Source organism: Baekduia alba, from assembly GCF_028416635.1.
Lineage (GTDB): Bacteria > Actinomycetota > Thermoleophilia > Solirubrobacterales > Solirubrobacteraceae > Baekduia > Baekduia alba.
Genome location: NZ_CP114013.1, coordinates 5,027,155 through 5,050,300, shown reverse-complemented (window position 1 = coordinate 5,050,300; position 23,146 = coordinate 5,027,155). Strand labels below are relative to the sequence as shown.

Here is a 23,146-nt window from a genome sequence, read left to right as displayed (position 1 = left end):
ATCGTCCTCCCCGACGCGCGCCGCGCCGCGGCCGCCGAGCTGGCGCGCAGGGTCGCCGCCGTGCGCGTGGCCTCCACCCGGCTCGCCGTCCCCACGACCGGCGCCGCCCCGGCGCGTCGCGGCTGATGGCGTCCCTCGACCTCGCCGACCTCGACCAGCCCGTCGCCTCCGCCGCGCGCGCCCTGCGCCGCGCCGGGATCGCCGGCCTCGGCGTCGCGCTCCCGCAGGCCTCGGTCTCCACCGACGCCGTCGCGGCGCGCGTCGGCGTCGAGCCCGACTGGATCACGCGGCGCACCGGGATCTTCTCCCGCCGCAGGCTCGCGCCCGGCGCGACGATCGCCGACCTCGGCGAGCGCGCCGCCCGCGCGGCCCTCGAAGACGCCGACGTCGACGCCGCCGAGCTCGACGCCGTCCTCGTCGCGACCGCGTCGGCCGACGAGGTCATGCCCGCCGCCGCGCCGCTGATCGCCGGCCGCCTCGGCGCGTCGGCCGCGATGGCGTGGGACGTCAACCTCGCGTGCACCGGCTTCCTCGCCGGCCTCGAGCAGGGCGCCGCGCTGATCGAGTCCGGCCGCGCCGCGACCGTCCTGGTCATCGCGGCCGACGCGCTCGCGCGCCTCACCAACCACGACGACCGCAAGACCGCCGCGCTGTTCGGCGACGGCGCCGGCGCCGTGGTCCTGACCGCCAACGGCCGCCACCTGCTCGGCACCTCGACGCTGATCGCCGAGCCCGACGAGGACTACGCCTTGGTCGTCCGCCACCACGACCGGCTCGTCGAGATGGACGGCCAGGCCGTCTTCGCCCGCGCCGTCGCCGGCATGGAGCGCTGCTGCCGCACCGTCCTCGCCGAGGCGGGCGTCGACGTCGAGGACGTCGACCTCGTCGTCCCCCACCAGGCCAACGCGCGGATCACCGCCGCGCTGGCCGACCGCCTCCACCTCGATCCCGCCCGCGTCGCCGACGAGATCGCCCACGTCGGGAACACCGGCGCGGCGACGATCCCGCTCGCGCTGCACGCGGCGCGCGCCGACGGGCGCCTGCCCGACGAGGGCCTGCTCCTGCTCACCGCCTTCGGTGCCGGCTTCGCCGCGGGCGCGCTGCTGATCGAGCTCCGTCCCACCGCCGAGGAGAACTGACCATGAACAAGGACATCCCCGACGTCGTCGTCACCGGTGTCGGCGCCATCACGCCCCTGGGCGTCGGCGCCCGCACGCTGCACATGCGTTGGCTCGCCGGCGCCTCTGGCCTGGAGAGCGGCGAGGGCGCGTGCGCCGACTTCGAGCCCACCGACTTCCTCTCCAGCAAGCAGGCCCGCCGCGCGGACCGCTTCACGCAGCTGGCCATCGGCGCGTGCGACGAGGCGCTGACCGAGGCCGGCTGGGCCGACGAGCTGCCCTACGACCCCGACCGCATCGGCGCGGTCATCGGCACCGGCATCGGCGGCATCGGCACGATCGAGGACAACCACGACACCTTGCGCGACTCGGGTGCCCGCGCGGTCTCGCCGCTCGCCGTCCCGTTGATGATGGGGAACGCCGGCGCGGCCGCGCTGTCGCTGCGCCACAACCTGCGCGGCCCCGTGTTCGGCGTCATGTCGGCTTGCGCGGCCGGGTCGCACGCGATCGGCACCGCGCTGCGGATGATCCAGCACGGCGAGGCCGACGCGGTCGTCACCGGCGGCTCGGAGGCGGCGCTGACGCCGCTCACGCGCGCCGCGTTCAGCTCCATGAGCGCGCTGTCGCCGACGGGCGTGTCGCGCCCGTTCGACGCGCGCCGCGACGGGTTCGTCCTGGCCGAGGGCGCCGGCGTCCTGGTCCTGGAGGACGGCAACAAGGCGCGCGCACGGGGCGCGCGCATCCTCGGGACGGTCCTGGGCTACGGGGCGACGGCCGACGCGCACCACCTGACCGCGCCCGACGCGGGCGGCGCCGGCGGCGCCCGGGCGATCGCCAACGCGCTGCGCGACGCCGACCTCGCGCCCGAGGACTTGGCCTACATCAACGCCCACGGCACCTCGACGCCGCTCAACGACCGCGCCGAGACGGCCGCGATCAAGCAGGCGCTCGGCGCCGCGGCCGCGAGCACGCCGGTCTCCTCGACCAAGTCGGCCACCGGCCACTCGCTCGGCGCGGCCGGCGCCGTCGAGGCCGTGGCGACGCTGCTCGCGCTGCGCGACCGCGTCGCGCCGCCGACGATCGGCTGGGAGGAGCCCGAGGAGGGGCTCGACCTCGACTACGTCCCGGTCGCCCGCGCGCTGCCCAACGACGTGCGCGCGATCGGCCTGTCGAACTCCTTCGGCTTCGGCGGCCACAACGCGTCGCTCATCGTGGAGGCGGCCGCATGACCACGCTCTCGCTCGTCGAGCGCCGTCCGGTCGAGAAGCTCGATCCGCTCGCGCGCCTGGAGACGCTGACCGACCCCGGCTCGCTGCAGTTGATCCGCGGCGAGGCGCTGTCGCAGCGCATGGGCGAGCGCGCCATCGCCGGCGACGGCGTCCTGGCCGCGACCGGCCGCGTCGACGGCCGGCCGATCGCCTGCTTCGCGCAGGACCCGTCCTACCTCGGCGGCGCGCTCGGCGAGGTCCAGGCCGACTCGATCGTCCGCGTGCTCGGCGTCGCCGAGCGCGCGCGGATCCCCGTCGTCGGCTTCATCGAGTCGGCCGGCGCGCGCCTGCAGGAGGGCGTCGCCGCGCTGTGCGGCTACGGCCGGATCTTCCGCGCGCACACGCTGCTCTCCGGCGTCGTGCCGCAGATCAGCGTCATCTGCGGCGCCTCGGCCGGCGGCGGCTCCTACGCGCCGGCGCTGACCGACTTCGTGGTGATGACGAAGAAGGCCTCCATGTTCCTCACCGGCCCCGGCGTCGTCCGCGAGGTCACCGGCGAGGACGTCGACGCCGCGACGCTCGGCGGCCCCAAGGTCCACGACCGCAACGGCGTCTGCCAGCTCGTCGTCGAAGACGACGTCGAGGCCGCGTGGACCGTCCGCGACCTCCTCGACCACCTGCCCCAGCACTCCGGCGTCGCGCCGACGCGCTGGCCGACGCTGGAGCCGGGCGGCGACCGCCCCGACGCGCCCGTGCCGTCGCAGGACCGGAAGGTCTACGACGTGCGCGACGTCGCGCGCCTGCTGGTCGACGGCGGGCGGTTGTTGGAGGTGTCGCCCCGCTGGGCGCGCAACCTCTTCACCGGCTTCGCGCGCATCGACGGCCGCTCGGTCGGCATCATCGCCAACAACCCGCGCTACCTGGGCGGCGTGCTGGACGCCGAGTCGGCGACCAAGGGCGCGCGCTTCGTGCAGACCTGCGACCTGTTCGGGATCCCGCTCGTGGTCCTGGTCGACACGCCGGGCTTCCTGCCCGGCACGCGCCAGGAGGCCGGCGGCGTGATCCGCCACGGCGCCAAGCTCGTGCACGCGTTCGCCGCGGCCCGGGTACCCCGGATGACCGTGGTGCTGCGCAAGGCGTTCGGCGGGGCCTTCATCGCGATGAACTCGCGCGACCTCGGCGCGGACCTCGTCCTCGCCTGGCCGCGCGCGCAGATCGGCGTGATGGGTCCCAAGCAGGCGGTCGACATCGTGCACCGGCGCGAGCTGGCCGCGGCCGACGACCGGCCCGCCGCGCGCGACACGCTGGCCGCGCAGTACGCGGAACGGCACCTGACGGCGACCAGCGCGGCCGCCGAGGGCGTCATCGACGAGATCGTCCCCCCGTCGGGGACACGGGAACGGATGGTGAGCGCATTGCAGACGTTCAGCTCCTTCGATCGGCCGGCGCGCCCGGCCCGGAACCTCCCGCTGTGAGCCGGCTCCTGCTCACCGGGGCGACCGGCTTCCTCGGCGGCGAGCTGCTGGTGCGGCTGATCGAGCGCACCGACCGCGACATCGTCGCGCTGATCCGCGCCGACGACGCCGACGCGGCGCAGGCGCGCCTGGACGCGACGCTCGCCACGCTGCTGCCGCCCGAGGCGATCGTCCCCGGCCGCGTCCGCGCGGTCGCCGCGCACCTCGACCAGCCCGGCCTCGGCCTCGACGAGCCCGCCCTGGACGCGCTGGCCGCCGAGATCGACACCGTCGTGCACTGCGCCGCCTCGGTGCAGTTCACGCTGCCCTACGACGAGGCCTACGCGATCAACGTCGGCGGCACGCGCGCGATGCTCGACCTCGCGGCGCGCGCGCCCGGGCTGGAGCGTTTCGTCCACGTCTCGACCGCCTACGTCGCCGGCGACCGCCCCGGCCCGTACTGCGAGTCCGAGGGCGACGTCGGGCAGCGCCCGCGCAACACCTACGAGCAGACCAAGCTGATCGCCGAGCGCCACGTGCTCGACGCCGGGCTGCCGTGCACGTCGATCCTGCGCCCGAGCATCGTCGTCGGCGACTCGCGCACGGGCTGGACGCCCGCGTTCAACGTCATCTACTGGCCGCTGCGCGCCTTCGCCCGCGGCCTGTTCCCGGTCGTGCCCGCCGACGCCGACGCGCGCGTGGACATCGTCCCGGTCGACACGGTGGCCGACGCGCTGCTGACGCTCGCCGACGGGCCGGAGCGCTCCGGCACGTTCCACGTCGTGGCCGGCGACGACGCGCCGACCGCGCGCCGCCTGACCGAGCTCGCCGCCCGGGCCTTCGGCGCGGCGCTGCCGGACTTCGTCGCGCCCGGCACCGCGCCCGAGGTCGAGCAGCGCGCCGGCGCGTTCCTGCCCTACTTCCGCGTGCCCGGCGTCTTCCGCACCGACGCGGCGAGCCGCATGGGCTTCGTCGCGCCGCCGCTGGAGAGCTACTTCGCCAACCTCCTGCGCTACGCCGACGAGGCGCGCTGGGGCAAGGCGTGCCGCCGGCGCTGGGACGTCGGGGAGCTGGCCGCGGCCGTGCAGCCCGCGGCCTGAGCCGTCAGTCCTGGCGCGGGTCGTACGCGGCCGGCGCGTAGGGCAGGTCGGGGTGCTCGCCCGGCCGCGACAAGTCATAGGTCTTCAGCGCGCCGCTGGCCTCGTCGAACGCGACCGCGTGCGTCAGCGTGAACGCCGGCACGTCCGCGCCCTGGGCCTCCAGGCGCTCGGCCAGCCGCGCCGACACGTAGGCCATGGCCGCCATCGTCCGCACGCGGCTGGCGAACAGCTCCTGGCCGACGAACAGCGCGTTGTCGCGCAGCGCCTCGGCCAGCGCCGGGGCGAGGTCGTCGAGCCCGTCGTCCTGCGCCCGCGCGGCGGTCGCCAGCTCGTGCGTCGTCCGGTCGATGATCGCCACGCGCGTGTAGAACCCGTAGAAGACCTGGTGCAGGGCGTCGGCCTGCTCGGCCTCCGGCAGGTCGTCGATGTAGGCCTTGAGGCTGTCGACGAGGGAGGGAACCGCGGTGGCGTCGGATGCGGACATCCAGCCAGGCTCCTCCGGCCGACCCCGCGCCGTCAAGAACGGACGTCGTCTTCCAGCGGTGCCGGACCGGCGGACTCGAGCAGGGAGGGCGCCAGCACCGAGTCCGCCGAATCCAGCACGCGCAGGCCGACGAGCCGGCCGTAGTGGTCGAAGTCGAGCACGAGCGAGCCCAGCGCGCCGATCGTGTCGGCCGCGTCGAGCGCGTCGAGCTCCACCGAGTTGCGGACCTCCGGCGGCGCGCCGACGCCCAGCGCGACGTACGCCGCGCCGGAGGCGGCGACCGTCACCGTGACCTCGGCGACGCCCACCGGATCAGCGGATCAGCGGCTTGCCGAGTGGGTAGCCGCGACCGCCGGTGGCGACCGACGCGGCGCTGAGGAAGAGGTAGATTCCGAGGCCCGCGAAGGCGAAGCACACGTAGCCGGCCGCCTTGGTCATCGTCTCGCTCGGGTGCAGCGTGCCGATGATCAGCAGCACCAGCGCGAGGACGACGAGCGCGATGACCGCGGTGAACGCCACCGGCAGCCGCAGCGTCGCGATCGTCAGCGCGGCCATCACGATCGCCCAGGTGATCTGGAACTCCGCGATCGTGTGGACGACGTCCTTGAGCGGGATGCCGTACCAGCCGTGCACGAGGCCCAGCACGAGCATCCCGTAGCTGAGCCAGAAGCCGGCGAACAGCCCGAAGATCGAGGCGACGAGCGTCTGCCCGAGCGCGATGGCCCAGACGGTGGAGAGCAGGAGCCCGATGCCCGTGGCGGCCATGATGATCGCCACCGGGGTGCCCACGGCGGCGGGGGAGACGTAGCCCACGAGCGCGAACGCCAGCGCCAGCGAGCCGGCCACGAAGATCGGCAGGCCGAGGATGGCCGGATCACCGGCGATGTAGGGCGCCGGCTCGGCCGCGGCGACCGGTGCGGCGACGGCGGGACTGTTGAGGGGCTCTGCGACGGTCGACATCTCTGCCTCCTGGGACAACCGGGTTGGTCGGAGCCGGTTGGGCCTCGACCTCGATGATCGGCGACGCTAGTGTGGATAGTCACCAGTGCCAAGAAGGCGGCGGTCTTCTGGCAATGCTGGACGAAAGGAGCCCGAATGGGCCCAGGGTCGGCAACGCAGGTGGAGGAGAGTCGACGCCCGACCGCGCGCAACGCGTGGATCGCGGTCGACGCAGCGACGGTCCCCGCGAAGCTCGCACGCGAGCTGCGCGACGCATGGGAGGGCTTCGTCGACGGCCGCGCGCTCGACGCCGCCGAGGACTCGGGCACGCCGCCGATCCGGCTGCCGATCGCGGAGTCCTGGCTGCGCTCGCGCGACGCCGGCGTCGATCCGCACGGCCGCCAGAGCGCGCCGTCGATGATGGAGCTGACGGGGGCGCGGGCGCTCTGGGACAGCCATCCGCTGGCCATCGCGGCGCCGCTGATCGAGGAGTGCATGGCGGTCGCGTCGGTCGACGCCGACCATCTCATGGTCATCAGCGACGCCTCCGGCATGCTGCTCAGCATCCGCGGCGACGTGACGCTGCGCAGCCGCGCGGCCGACGAGATGAACTTCGTCGAGGGCGCGCTGTGGAGCGAGTCCGGCGCGGGCACCAACGCCGTCGGCACCGCGCTCGCCGCCGAGCACGCCGTCCAGGTCTTCGCCGCCGAGCACTTCACCGAGCCGGTGCAGCGCTGGACGTGCGCGGCCGCGCCGATCAACGATCCCGACACCGGCAGCCTGCTCGGCGTCATCGACCTGACCGGCGACATGAACAGCGTCCACCCGCACAGCCTGTCGGTCGTCGTCGCGACCGCGCGGGCCGTCGAGCAGCTGCTGAGCGCCCGGATGCACGAGACCGACGAGCGGCTGCGCGCCCGGTACGCCGCGCTGCTCGGGCCGGAGTCGGCGGGCGCCGCGCTGGTGACCGCCAGCGGCCGCGTGATCCTGGATCCGCGCGGCATGCTCACCGACGTCGGGGTCATCCCGCGCACCGGCGGACCGCTCGTCGTGGGCTCGGGCACCGAGCTCGTGGCCGAGCCGGTGCAGGACGCCGACCTGTTCGTCGTCCGCCGCTCGGGCCCGAGCGCGCGCGGCGTCCTGCTCACGTCCGAGCCGGCGGTGCGCCCGCACCTGCGCCTGCGCTTGCTCGGCGGCGAGCCGGCCGAGGCCGTCTTCGCCGGCGCGCCGCTGCACATGCGCCCCCGCCACGCCGAGCTGCTCACGCTGCTCGTCCTGCACCGTGGGCGCATCGGCACCGACGCGCTGTCGACCGAGCTCTACGGCGAGCCCGGCCACGGCGGCAGCATCCGCGTCGAGATGTCCCGGTTGCGCAAGCTGCTCCCGCACGCCTTCGAGCCCGGCGGCTACGCGCTGACCTGCGAGGTCGACGCCGACCTCAAGCGCGTGCGCGCAGCGCTCGGCCGCGGCGCCGTCGCCGAGGCCGCCGCGGCCTACCCCGGCTCGCTGCTGCCCGCGTCCACCGCGCCCGGGATCGTCCGTGCCCGCGAAGAGCTCGACCGCTGGCTGCGCCAGGCGGTGCTGACCTCCGAGGACGCCGAGGCGCTGTGGTCGTGGGTCAGCACGCCGGCCGGCGAAGCCGACCTCCTGGCCTGGCAGCGTCTGCTCGGCGCGTTGGAGTACACCGACGCGCGGCGCAGCCTCGCCGTCGCCCGGACCCACGCGCTGCGCCGCGCCGCCGGCGATGTAGCGGACCTGTAACACCGCGGTGGTGCACTGCCTTCTGCCGGTCCCCTCCCGGGGCCGGCGGATCAGCCCCGGACCCCGTCCGGGCGGTTCTCCCTGGTTAGGAGCCGAGCATCGCCACACACCTTCCTGCCGCCGTCGCCGGGGCACGCAGTCGTGGAGTGAGCACCGCGCGCACCGTGCTGCGCCTGCTCACGCTGCTGGCCGCCGACCCCGACGGCCTGCGCGCAGACGAGATCGCCCAGCGGCTGGGCAAGAGCACGTCGACGGCCTACAACCTGCTCGACACGCTGTGTCGCGAGGGGTTCGTGGTCCACGGCGACGGCGGCGCGTACCGCCTGACCGCCGACGCGTCGGCGCTCGTCCCCAGCGCGCCGACGACGGGCCGGCTGCCGACCAGCCTGGAAGGCATCCTCGACGAGCTCTTCGAGCGGACGCACAAGCGCGTCTACCTCGCCGCGGCGCAGTCGGGCAACGTCGTCATCCCGCTGGCCCGGGGCCGGCAGGGCATGCCGCGCATCCCCGGCCTCGGCGCGCGGATCGGCGAGAACGCCCACGCGCTGGCGCTGGGCAAGATCGCGCTCTCGCTGCTCGACGAGCGCGGGCTGGAGCGCTACCTCGCCCGCGGGCTGCGCACCTTCACGCCGGTGACGATCGTCGACCCCGCGCTGCTGCGCGACCAGCTCGACGAGATCCGCGCCACCGACCTCGCCTTCGACGTCGAGGAGTTCCGCGAGGACTTCTGCTGCCTGGCGGCGCCGGTGCGCAACGTGCGCGGCCAGGCCGTGGCGGCGCTCGGCGTCTCGATGTCGGCGCGCTGCTTCGAGCTCGAGCGCGACGCCATCACCAACACGTTGCGCGAGGTCGCGCTGCGCGCCTCCGCGGCCCTCGGGGTCCCCGAGGCGCCCGCCCAGGTTCCGGCGATCCCGGAAGACCCCGCCGTTCTTGAGTCCCGCCGGTGGCCGGACCTAACGTCCGCCGCCTCCGCAGGTCAAACAGACATCTCCATAGGAGAGGAAGTCGCATCATGAGCAGAGCCAGCATCACGAAGGCTCACAACAAGATCCAGGAGCTGTCCTGGGACCCGACGTTCGTCGAACCGGTGGACAAGTACCCCACCGACTACACGTTCGAGAAGGCTCCCAAGAAGGACCCGCTCAAGCAGGTCCTGCGCTCCTACTTCCCGATGGAAGAGGAGAAGGACAACCGGGTCTTCGGTGCGATGGACGGCGCCATCCGCGGCAACATGTTCCGGCAGGTCCAGGAGCGCTGGATGGAGTGGCAGAAGCTGTTCCTGAGCATCATCCCGTTCCCGGAGATCTCCGCGGCGCGCGCCATGCCGCTGGCGATCAACGCGGTGCCGAACCCCGAGGTCCACAACGGCCTGGCGATTCAGATGATCGACGAGGTGCGCCACTCGACGATCCAGATGAACCTCAAGCGGTTGTACATGAACCACTACATCGACCCGGCCGGGTTCGACATCTCCGAGAAGGCGTTCTCGAACTGCTACGCCGGCACGATCGGCCGCCAGTTCGGCGAGGGCTTCATCACCGGTGACGCGATCACCGCGGCGAACGTCTACCTGACGATCGTGGCCGAGACGGCGTTCACCAACGTGCTGTTCGTGGCGATGCCCGGCGAGGCGGCCGCCAACGGCGACTACCTGCTGCCGACGGTGTTCCACTCGGTGCAGTCCGACGAGTCCCGCCACATCTCCAACGGGTACTCGATCATCCTCATGGCGCTCGCCGACGAGCGCAACCGCGAGCTGCTCGAGCGCGATCTGCGGTACGCGTGGTGGAACAACCACTGCGTCGTCGACGCGGCGATCGGCACGTTCATCGAGTACGGCACGAAGGATCGCCGTCCCGATCGCGACAGCTACGCCGAGTCCTGGCGCCGCTGGATCTACGACGACTACTACCGCTCCTACCTCGTCCCGCTGGAGAAGTACGGCCTGACGATCCCGCACGACCTCGTCGAGCTGGCGTGGGAGCGCATCAACACCAAGGGCTACGTCCACGAGGTCGCGCAGTTCTTCGCCACCGGCTGGTTCGCCAACTACTGGCGGATCGACGCGATGGACGACACGGACTTCGAGTGGTTCGAGTCCAAGTACCCGGGCTGGTACGACAAGTACGGCAAGTGGTGGGAGCGCTACGCGGACCTGTCCGTCAAGAACGGGCACAAGCCGATCGCGTTCGAGCCCGACCTGTCGGACTACGAGTACCCGCACCGCTGCTGGTCCTGCATGGTCCCCTGCCTGATCCGCGAGGACATGGTCGTCGACGAGGTCGACGGTCAGGTCCGGACGTACTGCTCGGAGACCTGCCACTGGACCGACGCCGTCGCGTTCCGCCCCGAGTACAACGGCCGGCCGACGCCGGCGATGGGCAAGCTCTCGGGCAAGCGCGAGTGGGAGACGCTCTACCACGGCATGGACGTCGCGGAGATCATGCAGGACCTCGGGTACGTCCGCGACGACGGCAAGACGCTCGTCCCGCAGCCGCACCTGAACCTGGATCCGAAGAAGATGTGGACGCTCGACGAGGTCCGCGGGATCACGCTGAACAGCCCCAACGTGCTGCTCAACGAGATGTCGACCGAGGACCGCGAAGCCCACGTCGCCCACTACAAGGCCGGCGGCCCCGCCGGTCGGCCCGCGAAGGCCTGAGCGACGGATGACCGAGCAGGCCGCGTACCGAGCCCGTCACCATGGGTGAGAAGCACATCGCACGCTTCGAGCCGGTGGGGATCGAGCTCGAGGTCGACGAGGACGAGACGATCCTCGACGCCGCCTTCCGCCAGGGCATCATGTTGATGCACGGGTGCAAGGAGGGCCAGTGCGCGGCCTGCAAGTCGTTCCTGCTCGACGGGGAGGTGGACCTCGACCGCTACTCGACGTTCGCGCTGCCGGACTTCGAGGAGTCCGAGGGCTACACCTTGCTCTGCCGGGCGCACGCGATGAGCGACGTCGAGATCGAGCTCCTCAACTTCGACGAGGAGATCATCCGCAGCGGGGTGCCGATCGTCGAGGCCACGGCGGAGGTCGCCGCGGTCGAGGACCTCACGCGCGACATCCGGCGCCTCGTGCTCCGGCTCCCCGAGCCGGTGGCGTTCTCCGCGGGGCAGTACATGGACATCCAGATCCCGGGGGCGGCCGACGGCGAGCACCGCTCGTTCTCGATGGCCAACACGCCGGGCGACCCCAACGAGCTCGAGTTCATGATCAAGCTCTACGAGGGCGGCCACTTCTCCGGCCTGCTGGCCGAGAGCGCCAACGGCAACGGGATCAAGGTCGGCGACCAGCTCACGTGCAAGGGGCCCTACGGCGTCTTCACGCTGCGCGACTCGTCGCCGCGGCGGCTGGTGTTCATCGCCGGCGGCGCCGGCATGGCGCCGATCATCTCGCTGCTGCGGTCGATGGTCGAGAAGGGCACCACCCGACCCGCGACGTTCTACTACGGCGCGCGCACCGAGGACGACCTGTTCGCCCTGGAGGAGCTGGAGCGCCTCGGCGGCGCCCTGCCCGACATGACGTTCGTCCCGGCGCTCTCCGAGGCCGACGAGCAGACGGGCTGGTCCGGCGAGGCCGGGCTGATCACCGACGTCGTCGACCGCATGGAAGAGGACCTCACCGAGGTCGACGCGTATCTCTGTGGCCCGCCGCCGATGGTCGACGCGGCGATCGCCCTGCTCGAGCGCCGTGGGTGCGCTGAGGCCCACATCTACTTCGACAAGTTCACGACCTCCGCGGAATGACCGCGGTCGAGAGGAGCACCATGCCCGAAGACACGACCGTGACGCCGGAGCGCAGCGTCCCCAAGCCGGTGTTCACCGACGCGGAGGCCGGCGCCAAGGAGTTCCCGTCGTCCCGCAGCCGGTCCTACAACTACTTCCAGCCGCGCAAGCGGCGGGCGAGCGTGTACGAGGACGTCACCGTCGACGTGCAGCCCGATCCCGCGCGGCACCTGACCCAGGGCTGGGTGTACTCCTTCGCCGACGGGTCCTCCGGCTACCCGCAGGAGTGGACCGCGCTGAAGTCCACCGACTGGCACGCGTTCCTCGATCCCAACGAGGAGTGGGAGCAGTCGATCTACCGCAACGCCTCCAACACGGTGCGGCAGATCAGCCAGACGCTGGCCAACGCCAAGGCGGCCGGCGCCTACGACGCCTGGAGCCGGTCGTGGGTCAAGGTCGTCGAGCGCCACGTCTCCGCGTGGGCGCACGTCGAGCATGGCCTGGGCATGCACGTCTACACGCCGGCCCAGCGCGACGCGCCGACCAACATGATCAACAACGCGCTGGCCGTGGGCGCCGTCCACAAGCTCCGCTTCGCGCAGGACATCATCCTGTACAACCTGGAGGTCTCCGAGGAGATCGAGGAGTTCGACGGCTCCGCGCACAAGGACGCCTGGCAGAACGATCCGGTCTGGCAGGGCACGCGCGCCAACGTCGAGAAGCTGACCGGCATCCGCGACTGGGCGCAGGCCTTCTTCGCGACCGCCGTGGTCTTCGAGCCGTTGGTCGGCGAGCTGTTCCGCAGCGGCTTCGTGATGCAGGCCGCGGCGCTGCAGGGCGACTTCGTCACCCCGACCGTGATGGGCTGCGGCGAGTCCGACACCGCCCGCGAGCAGCGCGGGGCCCGCGTCCTGTTCCGGATGCTCGCCGACGACGCCGAGCACGGCGCCGCCAACAAGGCGCAGATGCAGCAGTGGCTGGACGAGTGGATCCCCGTGAGCCTCGAGGCCGCTCAGCAGCTGCAGCCGATCTGGTCGCAGGTCGCCGAGAAGCACGTGCGCTTCGACGACTCGCTGTCGCGCTCCAAGTCGCGCATGGCCGACCTGCTCGAAGACCTGACCCTCGACATCCCCAAGGAGATCCGCGCATGACCGAGTTCAAGTCCGATCGGACCTCGTCCAACCAGGCCGGCGTCACGTTGATGAACAACCAGGTCGGCTACGTCGTCGCCCAGGTGATGACCGACAAGAAGGACATCACGATCCGCGAGCTGCCGTCGATGATCCGCGTCGACGGCATCAGCAAGATCGACTTCGACTTCCAGGAGATCGCCGACGCGCTCGGGTGGGCCGAGTTCGGCCAGGACGACTTCGAGGAGATCATGTCCACGCACTACGGGCGCATGGTCGTGCTCGACGACCGTGTGCTGATGTTCGCCAACCCCGAGGACGCGGCCGAGTACATCGGCTTCGACCTCGTGCCAGTCGAGGGGGCATAAGCCGTGTACGAGGCCAACGGAGAGCAGTACTTCGTCCTGGACAGCCACAGCCACTTCTGGGACGCGAGCCCCGAGAACTGGGTCGAGGGCCAGGAGCAGTACGCGAAGGGGTGGATCGAGTGCTTCCACGCCTATCAGGGACTGGGGCCGCCCGCGACCCACTGGACCATCGAGCACTTCATGAAGTACTCGGTCGAGGACTACGAGAAGGACGTCTTCGTCGACGGGCACGTCGACATGGCGATCTTCCAGTCCACGTACCTGCGCCAGTGGTACAAGGAGGGCTTCAACGACATCGAGCACAACGCGGCGCTGCTGGACCGCTTCCCCGGCAAGTTGATGGTCAACGGCCGCTGGGACCCGCGTGAAGGCGAGGCCGGCCTCAAGCAGCTGCGCGACGACCACGCCCGCTACGGCCTCAAGGGCGTCAAGCTCTACACGGCCGAGTGGCTCGGAAGCTCGCGCGGCTGGACGCTGAAGGACCCGGACGCTGTGCCGTTCTTCGAGCTCTGCATGGAGCTCGGGATCAAGAACATCCACGTCCACAAGGGCCCGACGATCTGGCCGCTGGACAAGGATGGCTTCGACGTCTCCGACGTCGACCACGCGGCGACGAGCTTCCCGGAGCTCAACTTCGTCGTCGAGCACGTCGGCCTGCCCCGCATCGAGGACTTCTGCTTCATGGCGACGCAGGAGCCCAACGTCTACGCCGGCCTCTCGGTCGTCGTCGGCGGCCTGATGCACGCCCGCCCGCGGTTCTTCGCCAAGGTCATGGGCGAGCTGCTGTTCTGGGTGGGCGAGGACAAGATGCTGTTCGGCAGCGACTACGGCATCTGGGAGCCCAAGTGGCAGGTCGAGGGCCTGGTCGCCTGGGACTACCCCGACGACACGTTCTCGGACTACCCGCGCTGGACGACCGAGGCCAAGAAGAAGGTGCTGGGCCTCAACGCCGCCAAGCTGTACGGCGTCGAGGTGCCGGCGCAGTTCCGCCTGGCCGACGACAGCGCGCCGGCCGACCCCACCGACGCGCAGCTGGTCGAGAGCGCATGACCGTCGCGCAGGCGCAGGTGCGGGACGCCCTCGACGCGGTCTACGACCCCGAGCTCGACGAGCCGATCACCACGCTCGGCTTCGTCAACTCCCTCTCGGTGTCCGATCGCGGCGACGTCGCCGTGCGCTTGCGCCTGCCGACTCCTCAGTGCGCGCCGAACTTCGCGTTCCTGATGGTCTACGACACGCGTGCCGCGATCCGGGCGCTGCCCGGCGTGGCCGCGGTGTCGGTCGTCCTCGACGACCACTACACCGGTGAGGAGATCAACGCCGCCGTCGACGGCGGCGGCGAGTTCTCCGACGCGTTCCCCGGCGAGACCGCCGGCGCCGACCTCGAGGCGCTGCGCGAGCTGTTCCAGCGCAAGGCGCTGCTGGCGCGGCAGGGGCGCCTGTGCGAGGCGCTGCGCGCCGACGGGCTGACGCTCGCCGAGATCGCCGATCTGCGGGTGGCCGACCTCTCACCGGCCGCCGACCCCGAGGCCGCGCGCTGCCTGGTGCTGCGCCGCGAGCTCGGGCTCCCCTTCGACGCCGCCGCGCCCGCGCTGGTCGCCGGCGACGGGTCCGCGCTGGACGCCGCGGACCTCCCGATGTGGCTGCGCCGCGCGCGCCTGGTCGGCCTGAGCCTGGAGAGCAACGGCGGCATCTGCCGCTCGCTGCTGCGCGTCCGCCACGGCGTCCCCGACCCGACCCAGGAGGCGGCATTGCCGCGCGCCGAAACCCGAGCGCTCGGCGCGAGCGGTTTCGCGAGCGCTTCGCATGCCGAGCGCGAGCTCGCCCAGGGGCTCCCTCGCGGAGCCGACGAGATGAGAAAGGCATTCGCATGATCGCCGCCCGCCTGCACAAGTACCACGAGGCGCTCGCCGTCGAGCAGATCGCCGAGCCCACGATCGACGGCCCGCACGACGTGATCGTCCGCGTCGGCGGTGCCGGGCTGTGCCGCACCGACCTTCACGTACAAGAAGGGCAGTGGGCCGAGAAGTCCGGCGTCGAGCTGCCCTACGTCCTGGGCCACGAGAACGCCGGCTGGGTCGAGGAGATCGGCTCGGCGGTCACCAACGTCGAGGTCGGCGACACCGTCATCGTCCACCCGCTCATCACCTGCGGCCTGTGCCGCGCGTGCCGCGCCGGCGACGACGTGCACTGCGCCAACAACCTCTTCCCGGGCATCTCGGTCGACGGCGGGTTCGCGCAGCTGCTGAAGACCAGCGCGCGCTCGGTCGTCAAGCTCCAGCCCTCGCTGCACCCCAAGGACATCGCCGCGCTGGCCGACGCCGGGCTGACCGCCTACCACGCGGTCAAGAAGGCGGTGGCCAACCTGTACCCGGGCTCGCGCGCCGTCGTCATCGGCGCCGGCGGCCTGGGCCACATCGGCATCCAGTGCCTGAAGGCGATGACGCCGGCGGAGATCATCGTCGTCGACCCGTCCGAGCAGGCGCGGGCGCTGGCCAGCGAGATCGGCGCCGACACCACCGTCGCCCTCGACGGCAAGCAGGTCGACACGATCCTCGAGATGACCGACGGGGTCGGCGCCGAGGCGATCATCGACTTCGTCGGCGAGAAGGGCGCGATCGAGGACGGCGTCGCGATGCTCCGCGACGCCGGCGACTACTACGTCATCGGCTACGGCGAGAACATCAACGTGCCGACCATCGACATCATCTCGCGCGAGATCAACTTCATCGGGAACCTCGTCGGGTCCTACAACGACCTCGACGAGCTCATGACCCTGACCGCGCAGGGCAAGGTCACGCTGCACACCAGCGTCTACCCGCTGGAAGCCGTCAACGACGCCATGGCCGACCTCGACCAGGGCCGCCTGCAGGGTCGCGGCATCCTCGTCGCCGACGCCGCCTGACAGGAGAGGCACCACCATGGGCAAGATCATCCACTTCAACGACGACGCGCGCCGCCGGCTGCAGGTCGGCGTCGACCAGCTGGCCGACACGGTCAAGGTCACGCTCGGCCCGAAGGGCCGCAACGTGGTGCTCGAGCGCCTGACCGGCGCGCCGACGATCACCAACGACGGCGTGTCGATCGCCCGCGAGATCGAGCTGAGCGACCAGTTCGCCAACATGGGCGCGCAGCTCGTGCGCGAGGTCGCCGACAAGACCTCGGAGCTGACCGGCGACGGCACGACGACCGCCACGCTGCTGGCCCAGTCGCTGATCCGGGAAGGCATGCGCGTCCTCGACGAGGGCGTCAACCCCATGTTGCTGCGCCGCGGCATCGAGGAGGCCGTCGACCTCGTCGTCGCCGACCTCGTCAACAGCGCGGTCGCCGTCGAGGACCGCGACCTGCTGCGCCACGTCGCCACGATCGCCGCCAAGGAGGACGAGCGGATCGGCATCGCCGTCGCCGACGCGCTGCACCGCGTGGGCACCGACGGCGTCGTCTCGATCGAGGAGAGCGACCAGCCGGGCATCTCGGTGGACTATGTCGAAGGCCTCCATGTCGAGAACGGGCACCTGTCGCCCTACCTGATCCGCGACCGCATGCGGATGGAGACGGTCCTCGACAACCCCTACATCCTGATGACGACGCAGCCGATCTCGACGGTGCAGGAGCTGATGGGCGCGATCGGCCAGGTCATGCGCCGGCCGGAGCCGCTCATCATCCTGGCCGAGAAGGTCGACGGCGCCGCGCTGGGCATGTTGGTGCAGAACAACCAGCACGGCACGATGGAGGCCACCGCGATCCGGGCGCCGGGCTTCGGCCACCGCCGGGTCGCCTACCTGGAGGACCTGGCCGCGTTCGTCGGCGGGCGCGTCATCACCCCGGAGGCGGGGCTCACGCTGGCGCAGGTCGACCTCGAGGTGCTCGGGCGCGCGCGCCGCGTCATCGTCACCGAAGACGCGACGACGTTCATCGAGGGCGCGGGCAGCGCCGAGGCCGTCGCGGGCCGCATGCACGAGATCACCGTCGAGCTGGACCGCGCGACCAACGAGAACGACGTCGACTCGCTGCGCGAGCGGCGCGCCCGGCTGTCGTCCAAGCTCGCGGTCATCCGCGTCGGCGGCGCCACCGCCGTCGAGAGCAAGGAGAAGCTGCGCCGCACCGAGGGCTCCCTGGCCGCGTCGCGCGCCGCGATGGCCGAGGGCATCGTGCCCGGCGGCGGCACCGCGCTGCTGCGCGCCGGTCGCGCGCTGGACGGCGTGCAGCTGGAGGGCGACCGCTCCGCCGGCGTCGAGGTCGTCGCCGAGGTGCTGGCCGACCCGCTGTTCTGGATCGCCTCCAACGCCGGCTACGACGGCCACCAGGTCATCGACCAGGTCCGGGCGATGCCCGACGGCCACGGCCTCAACGCGCTGACCGGCGAGTTCGGCGACCTGATCACGTCCGGCGTGATCGACCCCGTGCGCGTGACGCGCCTGAGCCTCCAGCACGCGGCGTCGGTCGCGGCGCTGCTGCTGACGACCGAGGCGCTGGTCGCCGAGCAGATCATCGGGCAGCCGGGCGCGATCCTGGCCCCGGGCTTCGGCGACCTCGCGGAAGGGATGGCGCGGCCCTCCTCGCCGGTGTAGCCCGACCGCCTAGGCCGTCGCGCGCTCCTCGAAGAGCTCGGTGATGACCGTCGCCGCCAGCGGCTCGGTCATCGCCGCCTCGGTCGAGCGCGCGTCGGGCCAGCCGGCCTCGAGGATGCGGCGGCCGGCGCCGGCGTGGTCGTACTCGGTGACGCGCAGCTGCGGCTCGCCGTCCTCGATCCACAGCCAGCGCGCGCCGCCGTCGCCCTCGTAGGGCAGGCCGACGCTGCCGGCGTTGACGAACCGCACGGCGCCGACGCGGCGGTCGTCCTGCTGGTGGGTGTGGCCGGCGACGACCAGCGGCGCGGTCACGCCGGCCAGCGCGTCGGCGAAGCGCTCGGGCGCCGAGATCCGGGTCAGGATCTCCTCGTCGCTGCGCGGCGTCGCGTGGCAGAACAGGACGCCGTCGAGCTCGACGGTCAGCGGCAGCGCGCCCAGCGGCGCCAAGCGCTCGGCGCCGAGGGCGCGGGCGTTGGCGATCGCGGTGATCGTCGCCATGTCCTCGGGGTCGTCGGGCTCGGGCACCGGCTCGGCCGCGGTGGCGATCGCCGCGACCTCGCGCTCGCCGTTGCCGCGCACCCAGTGCGTCGGCGCCGCCAGCGCCTCCAGCCGATCCAGGACCTCGCGCGCGAACGGGCCCGGGACCGCGTCGCCGCCGACCACGACGGCGTCGGCGCCGGCGGCGCGCGGGTCGGCGAGGACCGCGTCGAGCGCCTCGATGTTCCCGTGGACGTCGTACAGGGCCAGGATGCGCATGGCGGCGACGCTACTCGCAACCAGAAGGTTGCGCAACAGGTTGGGGTCCTCGACGGACGCGGGCGGGTAGGACCGAACCATGATCGGTGCCCTCATCCTCGGCCTCTTCGCCGGCTTCATCGGCCGCGCGCTCGTGCCCAACGACATCTTCGCCGGCATGGAGGGCCCTACCTCGTGGCTGGCCTCCGTCGTGCTCGGCCTGGTCGGTGCGTTCGTCGGCTACCTCGTCTTCACCCGCGGGCTGGGGATCGGCGACGACGACGCGTTCGACCTCGGCGGCATCCTCAGCGCGATCATCGGCGTCGTCATCGTGCTGCTGATCGCCGGCTTCTTCGCCCGCCGGGCGGGCGGCGGCCGCGGCGGGGCGATGCGTCCGCAGGCCTAGGACCCTAGCCCTCGGGCGCCTTCAGCAGCAGCCGCGTCCCGTAGTACGGCTCGCCGGTCCGCACGAAGCGGCCGTTGAGCCGGCGCAAGGTGTAGGTGTCGCCTCCGACCAGGAGCGTGCGGCCGTGGTCGCGGACGTCCTCGACCACGGCGTGCTCCATCGCGCCGAGGTGCCAGACCCGGACGCGCATGCCGACGTAGGGGAGGGGGCGCGAGGCGGCCATGCCCCGCACATGATTGCGCGCCGGTGGGGCGCGGCGCTATGCCAGCGCGAGATGCCGCTGACCATCACGACGATGCCGAAGACCGCGCTGGCGAGTGCCGTGACCATCCGGTTGTGCACGATCAGCCAGTCCTTGCCGGTCGCCAGCCACCCGGCCGGCCGCCGCGGAGACCAGCTGCGGGACGATCGACCCGAAGATCCCCTGCGCCATGCGCGCCACCCTGCCGCGCGCAGGGGTGAGCACGGGCCACCCGCGCGGGGTGGAACCGTGCCTAGGCGTCCTGGTTCGGCAGCTTGTCCGGATCGGTCACGAGGTCGATCTCGACGATCTTGTCGCCGGCGATCGTGATCCCGGCGACGCCGATCGTCCTGCCCTCGCGCGCGATGATCAGGCCCGCGCCGCCGTTGACCGTCGCCGGGTGGGCGAGCCGGAGGAAGAGCTTGCCGTTGGCGACGGCGTTGCGCGCCACCCGCTCGGCGCCGACGACCGTGTCGGTGCTCGCGCCGTGGCGTGGCCGGCCGGCCACGCCGCCGCCGGCGTCGTGGCGGAAGACCACGTCGGGGTCGAGCACGGCGACGAGCGCGTCGAAGTCGCCCTCGCGCGCCGCGGCCAGGAACGCGTCGACGAGCTCGCGCTGGCGCGGCAGGTCGGCGTCGACCGCCGGCGCGCCGCGGACCCGGCGCCGCGCGCGGCTGGCGAGCTGGCGCGTCGCGTCGGGCGTCCGGTCGACGATCGGCGCGATCTCGGAGAACGGCATCCCGAACATGTCGTGCAGCACGAACGCCAGGCGCTCCTTGGGGGCCAGCGTGTCGAGCACGACGAGCAGCGCGAGCCCGACGGCGTCGGCCATCAGCACCTCGCGCTCGGGCTCGGGCGTGCTCGCGTCGTCGACCGCCTCGACGACCGGCTCGGGCAGCCACGACCCGACGTACTCCTCGCGGCGCGCGGTGCGGGCCCGCAGCATGTCCAGCGCCACGCGAGCGACGACCGTCGTCAGCCAGCCGCCGAGGTTGTCGATGGCCTCGTCGTCGCTGCGGCTGAGGCGGAGCCACGCCTCCTGCACGGCGTCCTCGGCCTCCGACGGGGAGCCCAGCATCCGGTAGGCCACGGCCCGCAGCCGCGCGCGGTGCGCCTGGAACTCGTCGGCGAGCTGGTCGTGATGCATCAAGGAGTTGACGGATGGCGCGCCCGGAACGTGACGAGCCCGGACACCAGCGTGCCACAGGATCGTCCCGGCGACGCGCGCGTGTCGCGCCACGGCGGCCAAGACGTCGGTCTCCCACGGCTAGGTGACGTTCGCCGTCGAGAATGCGTCGGGCATGGAGCACGAGCTCGTCGTCATCGAGACCGGCCGCACGGCCGCCAAGCTGCCGATCGTCAACGGCAAGGCGTCCGAGAAGGGCTCCGTCGGCGAGGTCGCGCTCGCCGGCCACAAGTCCAAGCGGTTGACGTTGAAGCTCGAGAAGGGCCACTACGCGCTGGTCTGCAACGTCGGTGGCCACTACATGGCCGGCATGCGCGCCGACCTGACCGTGCGCTAGCCCGCGCGGCGCTGCTCGGCGTCGGGCGACGCCTCCCAGAAGTCATCGATCTTGGTGGCGTCGCCCCGGCCGAGCTGACGTGAGATGGCGTACATGTCGACCGGCTCGTCGCCCTCGTTGCGATGCGAGCGCGCCGTCTTGGGCGCGACGCGGACGATGGCCGGCGCGGTCACCTCGCGCACCTCGTCGCCGAGGCGCCAGGTCAGCGTGCCGCGCGTGACGAGGTAGACCTCCTCGATCTCGTCGTGGAAGTGGCCGGTGCCCTGCTCGAAGTCCGAGTGCGGCGGCACGTGGATGAGCGTCAGCGCGAGCTGCTCGGCGCCGGCGGCGTCGGTCAGCGGCCGGAACTCGCCGGGGACGTCGGTGCCGCCGTAGACGTCGTCGCACTCGCGGGGGTTCACGATGGAGAAGTCGGTCACGTCGAAGGACACTACGAGACCGCGCCGGCCAGCGCGCAACATCTGAACGCCTTATCATGTGTGCAGATGTCCGGCCACACGCACGCGCACGCGCATGGTCACGGCCACGCGCACGGGCTCGTCGACCCCGAGATCACGCGCTCGCGCGACGGGCTGCGCGTCGTCGCCGCCAGCCTCGCGATCCTGCTCGCCACCGCGCTGGCCCAGGCCGTGGTCTACGCGGCGACCGGCAGCGTCGCGCTGCTGGCCGACCTCACGCACAACTTCGGCGACGCGCTGACCGCGTTCCCGCTCGGCGCCGCGTTCCTGCTGCGGTCACGCCGGGCCGAGCTCTGGGCCGGCGGGTTCGTCGTCCTGGCGATCTTCGTCTCGGCCTGCGTCGCAGGCGCGGAGTCGGTCTTCCGGCTCGCCGACCCGCGCGACCTCGACCACCTCCTCGCGCTGGCCGCCGCCGGCCTCGTGGGCTTCGCCGGCAACGAGCTGGCCGCGCGCGTCCGGCTGCGCGGCGGCGCGCGGCTGGGCAGCGCCGCGCTGATCGCCGACGGCCGCCACGCGCGCACCGACGGGCTCGTGAGCCTCGGCGTCGTGGCCGGCGCCGGCGCGGTCGCGGTCGGCTTCCCGCTCGGCGACCCGCTCGTCGGCCTGGCGATCACCGTCATCATCCTGCGCGTGACCTGGCAGTCGATCCGCACCATCCGCGATGCCGCATCCGAGTGAGCACGAAGACGCCGGCCGGCCGCTGGACGCCGCCGAGGCCGAGACGCTGGCCGAGGCGCTGCGCGCGTTCGGCTCGGCCAGCCGGCTGCGGCTGCTCTGGGCGCTGGCCGGCGGCGAGCGGACCGTCGAGCAGCTCGCGGGCGCGGTCGGGATGGAGCAGAGCGCGGTCTCCCACCAGCTGCGGCTGCTGCGCCAGCAGCGGCTCGTCGCGGTGCGCCGCGACGGCCGCCACGCGCACTACCGGCTCTTCGACCACCACGTGCCCGAGCTGCTGGCGGCGCTGCGCCACCACCACGAGCACGCGCTCGGCGTCACCCCGCCGGACGGCGCTGGAACACGTACACCGCCGGCGCGATCTCGGGCGGCAGGACGAGCGCGCTGAGGTCCGGGTCCTCGGTCAGCGCGAACGCGTCCTGCGCGCGGTAGGCGGGCCAGTTGCCGGCGGCGAACTCGCTGCGGCTGCCGATCACGATGTAGGTCTCGACGCTCGGCGTGGTGAACACCCACTGCTCGAACGGGTTGCCCGCGGGCGGCCAGGAGCAGACGACCGCCGCCGGCGCGCGCTCGCGCAGCGCGGTCCGGGCGTCCTGGTCGACGACGTCGGCGGCCGCGCGCCGCGTCTGCTGCCACGAGTGGTCGTCGGTGGCGACGACGTCGACGCCCGCGTCGCGCAGGAAGCGCGCGAGCGTGCCGTCGCCGGCGGCGATCTCCACGCACGGGCGGTCGCCGATCAGGTCGGCCAGGCGGGCGATCAGCGCGTCGGAGTAGAAGCAGTAGATCCCGCGCGGCTCGACCAAGGGCATCAGGTACCGCTTCTGGCGCACGAGCGGCCAGACGAGCTTGAACGCGCGCAGCGAGACCGGCTTGCGCTCCAGCCCGCTGTCCGCGAAGAGGAGCCGCTGCGTGAGCCAGCCGGAGACGAGGCCGAAGCGCAGCCGGCCGGAGGAGACGCCGGTCGCGGCGGCGACGCCCATCTGGCGCAGCGCGTCGGCCGCCAGGCGCTGGCGGGCGAGCGCGCTGACGGCCTCGCGCTCGTCGCGCACACGCGGCGCGGCCGCCACGCGCGAGGCATAGGCCTTGATCGCCTCGACGTCGTCGGCGTCGACGACCTGCGCGAGCTCGCGCTGGACCTGCGCCCACTCGGCCGGGAAGCGCTCGCGCACTTGCACGAGCGGCGGGTCGCCCTCCAGCCAGGCGCGCTGCTGCTGCGCGGAGGGGCGACGGCCGGTCGGCATCGCCCCAT

Annotated in this window: 26 protein-coding genes; 18 read left to right on the top strand and 8 right to left on the bottom strand. The window is 72.6% G+C overall.

The window, feature by feature from the left end; genetic code table 11:
- Positions 1-125 precede the first annotated feature (125 nt).
- Genes DSM104299_RS25290 through DSM104299_RS25275 form a run of 4 tightly spaced genes read left to right on the top strand, consistent with a single transcriptional unit; the run spans position 126 to position 4,880 of the window.
- Positions 126-1,139 carry a 3-oxoacyl-ACP synthase III family protein gene (locus tag DSM104299_RS25290; protein WP_272474442.1) on the top strand — a complete coding sequence of 338 codons (1,014 nt, stop codon included), beginning with the start codon at positions 126-128 and terminating at the stop codon, positions 1,137-1,139.
- Between the two features lie 2 nt (positions 1,140-1,141).
- Positions 1,142-2,347 (top strand): beta-ketoacyl-[acyl-carrier-protein] synthase family protein, encoded by a 1,206-nt coding sequence (locus tag DSM104299_RS25285; protein ID WP_272474441.1) that lies wholly within the window; start codon positions 1,142-1,144, stop codon positions 2,345-2,347.
- The gene (locus DSM104299_RS25280) at positions 2,344-3,801 is read left to right on the top strand and encodes an acyl-CoA carboxylase subunit beta (protein WP_272474440.1); all 1,458 of its coding nucleotides are present in this window, start codon (positions 2,344-2,346) and stop codon (positions 3,799-3,801) included. Before DSM104299_RS25285 ends, DSM104299_RS25280 begins: the two co-directional genes overlap by 4 nt.
- Positions 3,798-4,880: an SDR family oxidoreductase gene (locus tag DSM104299_RS25275; RefSeq protein WP_272474439.1), complete on the top strand. Its 1,083-nt coding sequence runs from the start codon at positions 3,798-3,800 to the stop codon at positions 4,878-4,880. The genes DSM104299_RS25280 and DSM104299_RS25275 overlap by 4 nt, the downstream gene beginning before the upstream one ends.
- Positions 4,881-4,884: 4 nt before the next feature.
- Here DSM104299_RS25275 and DSM104299_RS25270 read toward each other — a convergent pair whose 3' ends face one another.
- From DSM104299_RS25270 to DSM104299_RS25260, 3 genes are read right to left on the bottom strand one after another with little or no spacing between them, the layout of a single operon-like run.
- The gene (locus tag DSM104299_RS25270) at positions 4,885-5,364 is read right to left on the bottom strand and encodes a hypothetical protein (RefSeq protein WP_272474438.1); all 480 of its coding nucleotides are present in this window, start codon (positions 5,362-5,364) and stop codon (positions 4,885-4,887) included.
- A 32-nt stretch (positions 5,365-5,396) separates the two neighbouring features.
- A complete protein-coding gene (locus DSM104299_RS25265; RefSeq protein WP_272474437.1) occupies positions 5,397-5,672 on the bottom strand; it encodes a hypothetical protein in 276 nt (91 codons plus the stop codon).
- A gap of 4 nt (positions 5,673-5,676) precedes the next feature.
- Positions 5,677-6,324, bottom strand: coding sequence for a GPR1/FUN34/YaaH family transporter (locus DSM104299_RS25260; protein ID WP_272474436.1), 648 nt, complete (start codon positions 6,322-6,324; stop codon positions 5,677-5,679).
- Positions 6,325-6,483: 159 nt separating this feature from the next.
- Between DSM104299_RS25260 and DSM104299_RS25255 the strand changes: the two genes are divergently transcribed.
- From DSM104299_RS25255 to groL, 10 genes are all read left to right on the top strand, one after another.
- Positions 6,484-8,064, top strand: coding sequence for a helix-turn-helix domain-containing protein (locus tag DSM104299_RS25255; protein ID WP_272474435.1), 1,581 nt, complete (start codon positions 6,484-6,486; stop codon positions 8,062-8,064).
- A gap of 146 nt (positions 8,065-8,210) precedes the next feature.
- Positions 8,211-9,080: an IclR family transcriptional regulator gene (locus DSM104299_RS25250; RefSeq protein WP_272474434.1), complete on the top strand. Its 870-nt coding sequence runs from the start codon at positions 8,211-8,213 to the stop codon at positions 9,078-9,080.
- Positions 9,077-10,726: a ferritin family protein gene (locus DSM104299_RS25245; protein WP_272474433.1), complete on the top strand. Its 1,650-nt coding sequence runs from the start codon at positions 9,077-9,079 to the stop codon at positions 10,724-10,726. The genes DSM104299_RS25250 and DSM104299_RS25245 overlap by 4 nt, the downstream gene beginning before the upstream one ends.
- A 41-nt stretch (positions 10,727-10,767) precedes the next feature.
- Positions 10,768-11,814, top strand: a complete 1,047-nt coding sequence (locus tag DSM104299_RS25240; RefSeq protein ID WP_272474432.1) for a 2Fe-2S iron-sulfur cluster binding domain-containing protein — start codon at positions 10,768-10,770, stop codon at positions 11,812-11,814.
- 20 nt (positions 11,815-11,834) lie between these two features.
- Positions 11,835-12,944, top strand: a complete 1,110-nt coding sequence (locus DSM104299_RS25235; RefSeq protein ID WP_272474431.1) for an aromatic/alkene monooxygenase hydroxylase subunit beta — start codon at positions 11,835-11,837, stop codon at positions 12,942-12,944.
- Positions 12,941-13,291 (top strand): propane 2-monooxygenase effector subunit MimD, encoded by a 351-nt coding sequence (gene mimD / locus DSM104299_RS25230; protein ID WP_272474430.1) that lies wholly within the window; start codon positions 12,941-12,943, stop codon positions 13,289-13,291. Before DSM104299_RS25235 ends, mimD begins: the two co-directional genes overlap by 4 nt.
- Before the next feature lie 3 nt (positions 13,292-13,294).
- Positions 13,295-14,341, top strand: a complete 1,047-nt coding sequence (locus DSM104299_RS25225; RefSeq protein ID WP_272474429.1) for an amidohydrolase family protein — start codon at positions 13,295-13,297, stop codon at positions 14,339-14,341.
- Entirely contained in the window at positions 14,338-15,165 is an 828-nt protein-coding gene (locus tag DSM104299_RS25220) for an iron-sulfur cluster assembly protein (RefSeq protein ID WP_272474428.1), read from the top strand. The genes DSM104299_RS25225 and DSM104299_RS25220 overlap by 4 nt, the downstream gene beginning before the upstream one ends.
- On the top strand, positions 15,162-16,196 hold the full coding sequence (locus tag DSM104299_RS25215) for an NAD(P)-dependent alcohol dehydrogenase (protein WP_272474427.1): 1,035 nt from the start codon (positions 15,162-15,164) through the stop codon (positions 16,194-16,196). The genes DSM104299_RS25220 and DSM104299_RS25215 overlap by 4 nt, the downstream gene beginning before the upstream one ends.
- A 16-nt stretch (positions 16,197-16,212) precedes the next feature.
- The gene (groL, locus tag DSM104299_RS25210; RefSeq protein WP_272474426.1) at positions 16,213-17,862 is read left to right on the top strand and encodes a chaperonin GroEL; all 1,650 of its coding nucleotides are present in this window, start codon (positions 16,213-16,215) and stop codon (positions 17,860-17,862) included.
- A gap of 9 nt (positions 17,863-17,871) precedes the next feature.
- Here the strand turns inward: groL and DSM104299_RS25205 are convergent, their stop codons facing one another.
- Positions 17,872-18,618 (bottom strand): metallophosphoesterase family protein, encoded by a 747-nt coding sequence (locus DSM104299_RS25205; protein WP_272474425.1) that lies wholly within the window; start codon positions 18,616-18,618, stop codon positions 17,872-17,874.
- A 79-nt stretch (positions 18,619-18,697) separates the two neighbouring features.
- Between DSM104299_RS25205 and DSM104299_RS25200 the strand changes: the two genes are divergently transcribed.
- The gene (locus DSM104299_RS25200; RefSeq protein ID WP_272474424.1) at positions 18,698-19,003 is read left to right on the top strand and encodes a GlsB/YeaQ/YmgE family stress response membrane protein; all 306 of its coding nucleotides are present in this window, start codon (positions 18,698-18,700) and stop codon (positions 19,001-19,003) included.
- 4 nt (positions 19,004-19,007) lie between these two features.
- Here the strand turns inward: DSM104299_RS25200 and DSM104299_RS25195 are convergent, their stop codons facing one another.
- Positions 19,008-19,226: a hypothetical protein gene (locus tag DSM104299_RS25195; protein WP_272474423.1), complete on the bottom strand. Its 219-nt coding sequence runs from the start codon at positions 19,224-19,226 to the stop codon at positions 19,008-19,010.
- A gap of 271 nt (positions 19,227-19,497) precedes the next feature.
- Positions 19,498-20,394, bottom strand: a complete 897-nt coding sequence (sigJ, locus tag DSM104299_RS25190) for an RNA polymerase sigma factor SigJ (RefSeq protein WP_349294477.1) — start codon at positions 20,392-20,394, stop codon at positions 19,498-19,500.
- Between the two features lie 121 nt (positions 20,395-20,515).
- On the opposite strand from sigJ, the gene DSM104299_RS25185 reads away from it, so the two are divergent.
- Positions 20,516-20,767, top strand: a complete 252-nt coding sequence (locus DSM104299_RS25185; RefSeq protein WP_272474421.1) for a plastocyanin/azurin family copper-binding protein — start codon at positions 20,516-20,518, stop codon at positions 20,765-20,767.
- Here the strand turns inward: DSM104299_RS25185 and DSM104299_RS25180 are convergent.
- Complete coding sequence (locus DSM104299_RS25180; RefSeq protein ID WP_272474420.1) at positions 20,764-21,186, bottom strand: cupin domain-containing protein; 423 nt, start codon at positions 21,184-21,186, stop codon at positions 20,764-20,766. The genes DSM104299_RS25185 and DSM104299_RS25180 overlap by 4 nt on opposite strands.
- A 66-nt stretch (positions 21,187-21,252) precedes the next feature.
- Here DSM104299_RS25180 and DSM104299_RS25175 point away from each other — a divergent pair, with 66 nt between their 5' ends.
- Both DSM104299_RS25175 and DSM104299_RS25170 read left to right on the top strand, forming a co-directional pair.
- The gene (locus DSM104299_RS25175) at positions 21,253-21,903 is read left to right on the top strand and encodes a cation diffusion facilitator family transporter (protein ID WP_272474419.1); all 651 of its coding nucleotides are present in this window, start codon (positions 21,253-21,255) and stop codon (positions 21,901-21,903) included.
- Complete coding sequence (locus DSM104299_RS25170; protein WP_272474418.1) at positions 21,887-22,285, top strand: ArsR/SmtB family transcription factor; 399 nt, start codon at positions 21,887-21,889, stop codon at positions 22,283-22,285. The genes DSM104299_RS25175 and DSM104299_RS25170 overlap by 17 nt, the downstream gene beginning before the upstream one ends.
- Here the strand turns inward: DSM104299_RS25170 and DSM104299_RS25165 are convergent.
- Complete coding sequence (locus DSM104299_RS25165) at positions 22,215-23,138, bottom strand: hypothetical protein (RefSeq protein WP_272474417.1); 924 nt, start codon at positions 23,136-23,138, stop codon at positions 22,215-22,217. The two genes, DSM104299_RS25170 and DSM104299_RS25165, sit on opposite strands and share 71 nt — an antisense overlap.
- Positions 23,139-23,146: the final 8 nt, after the last annotated feature.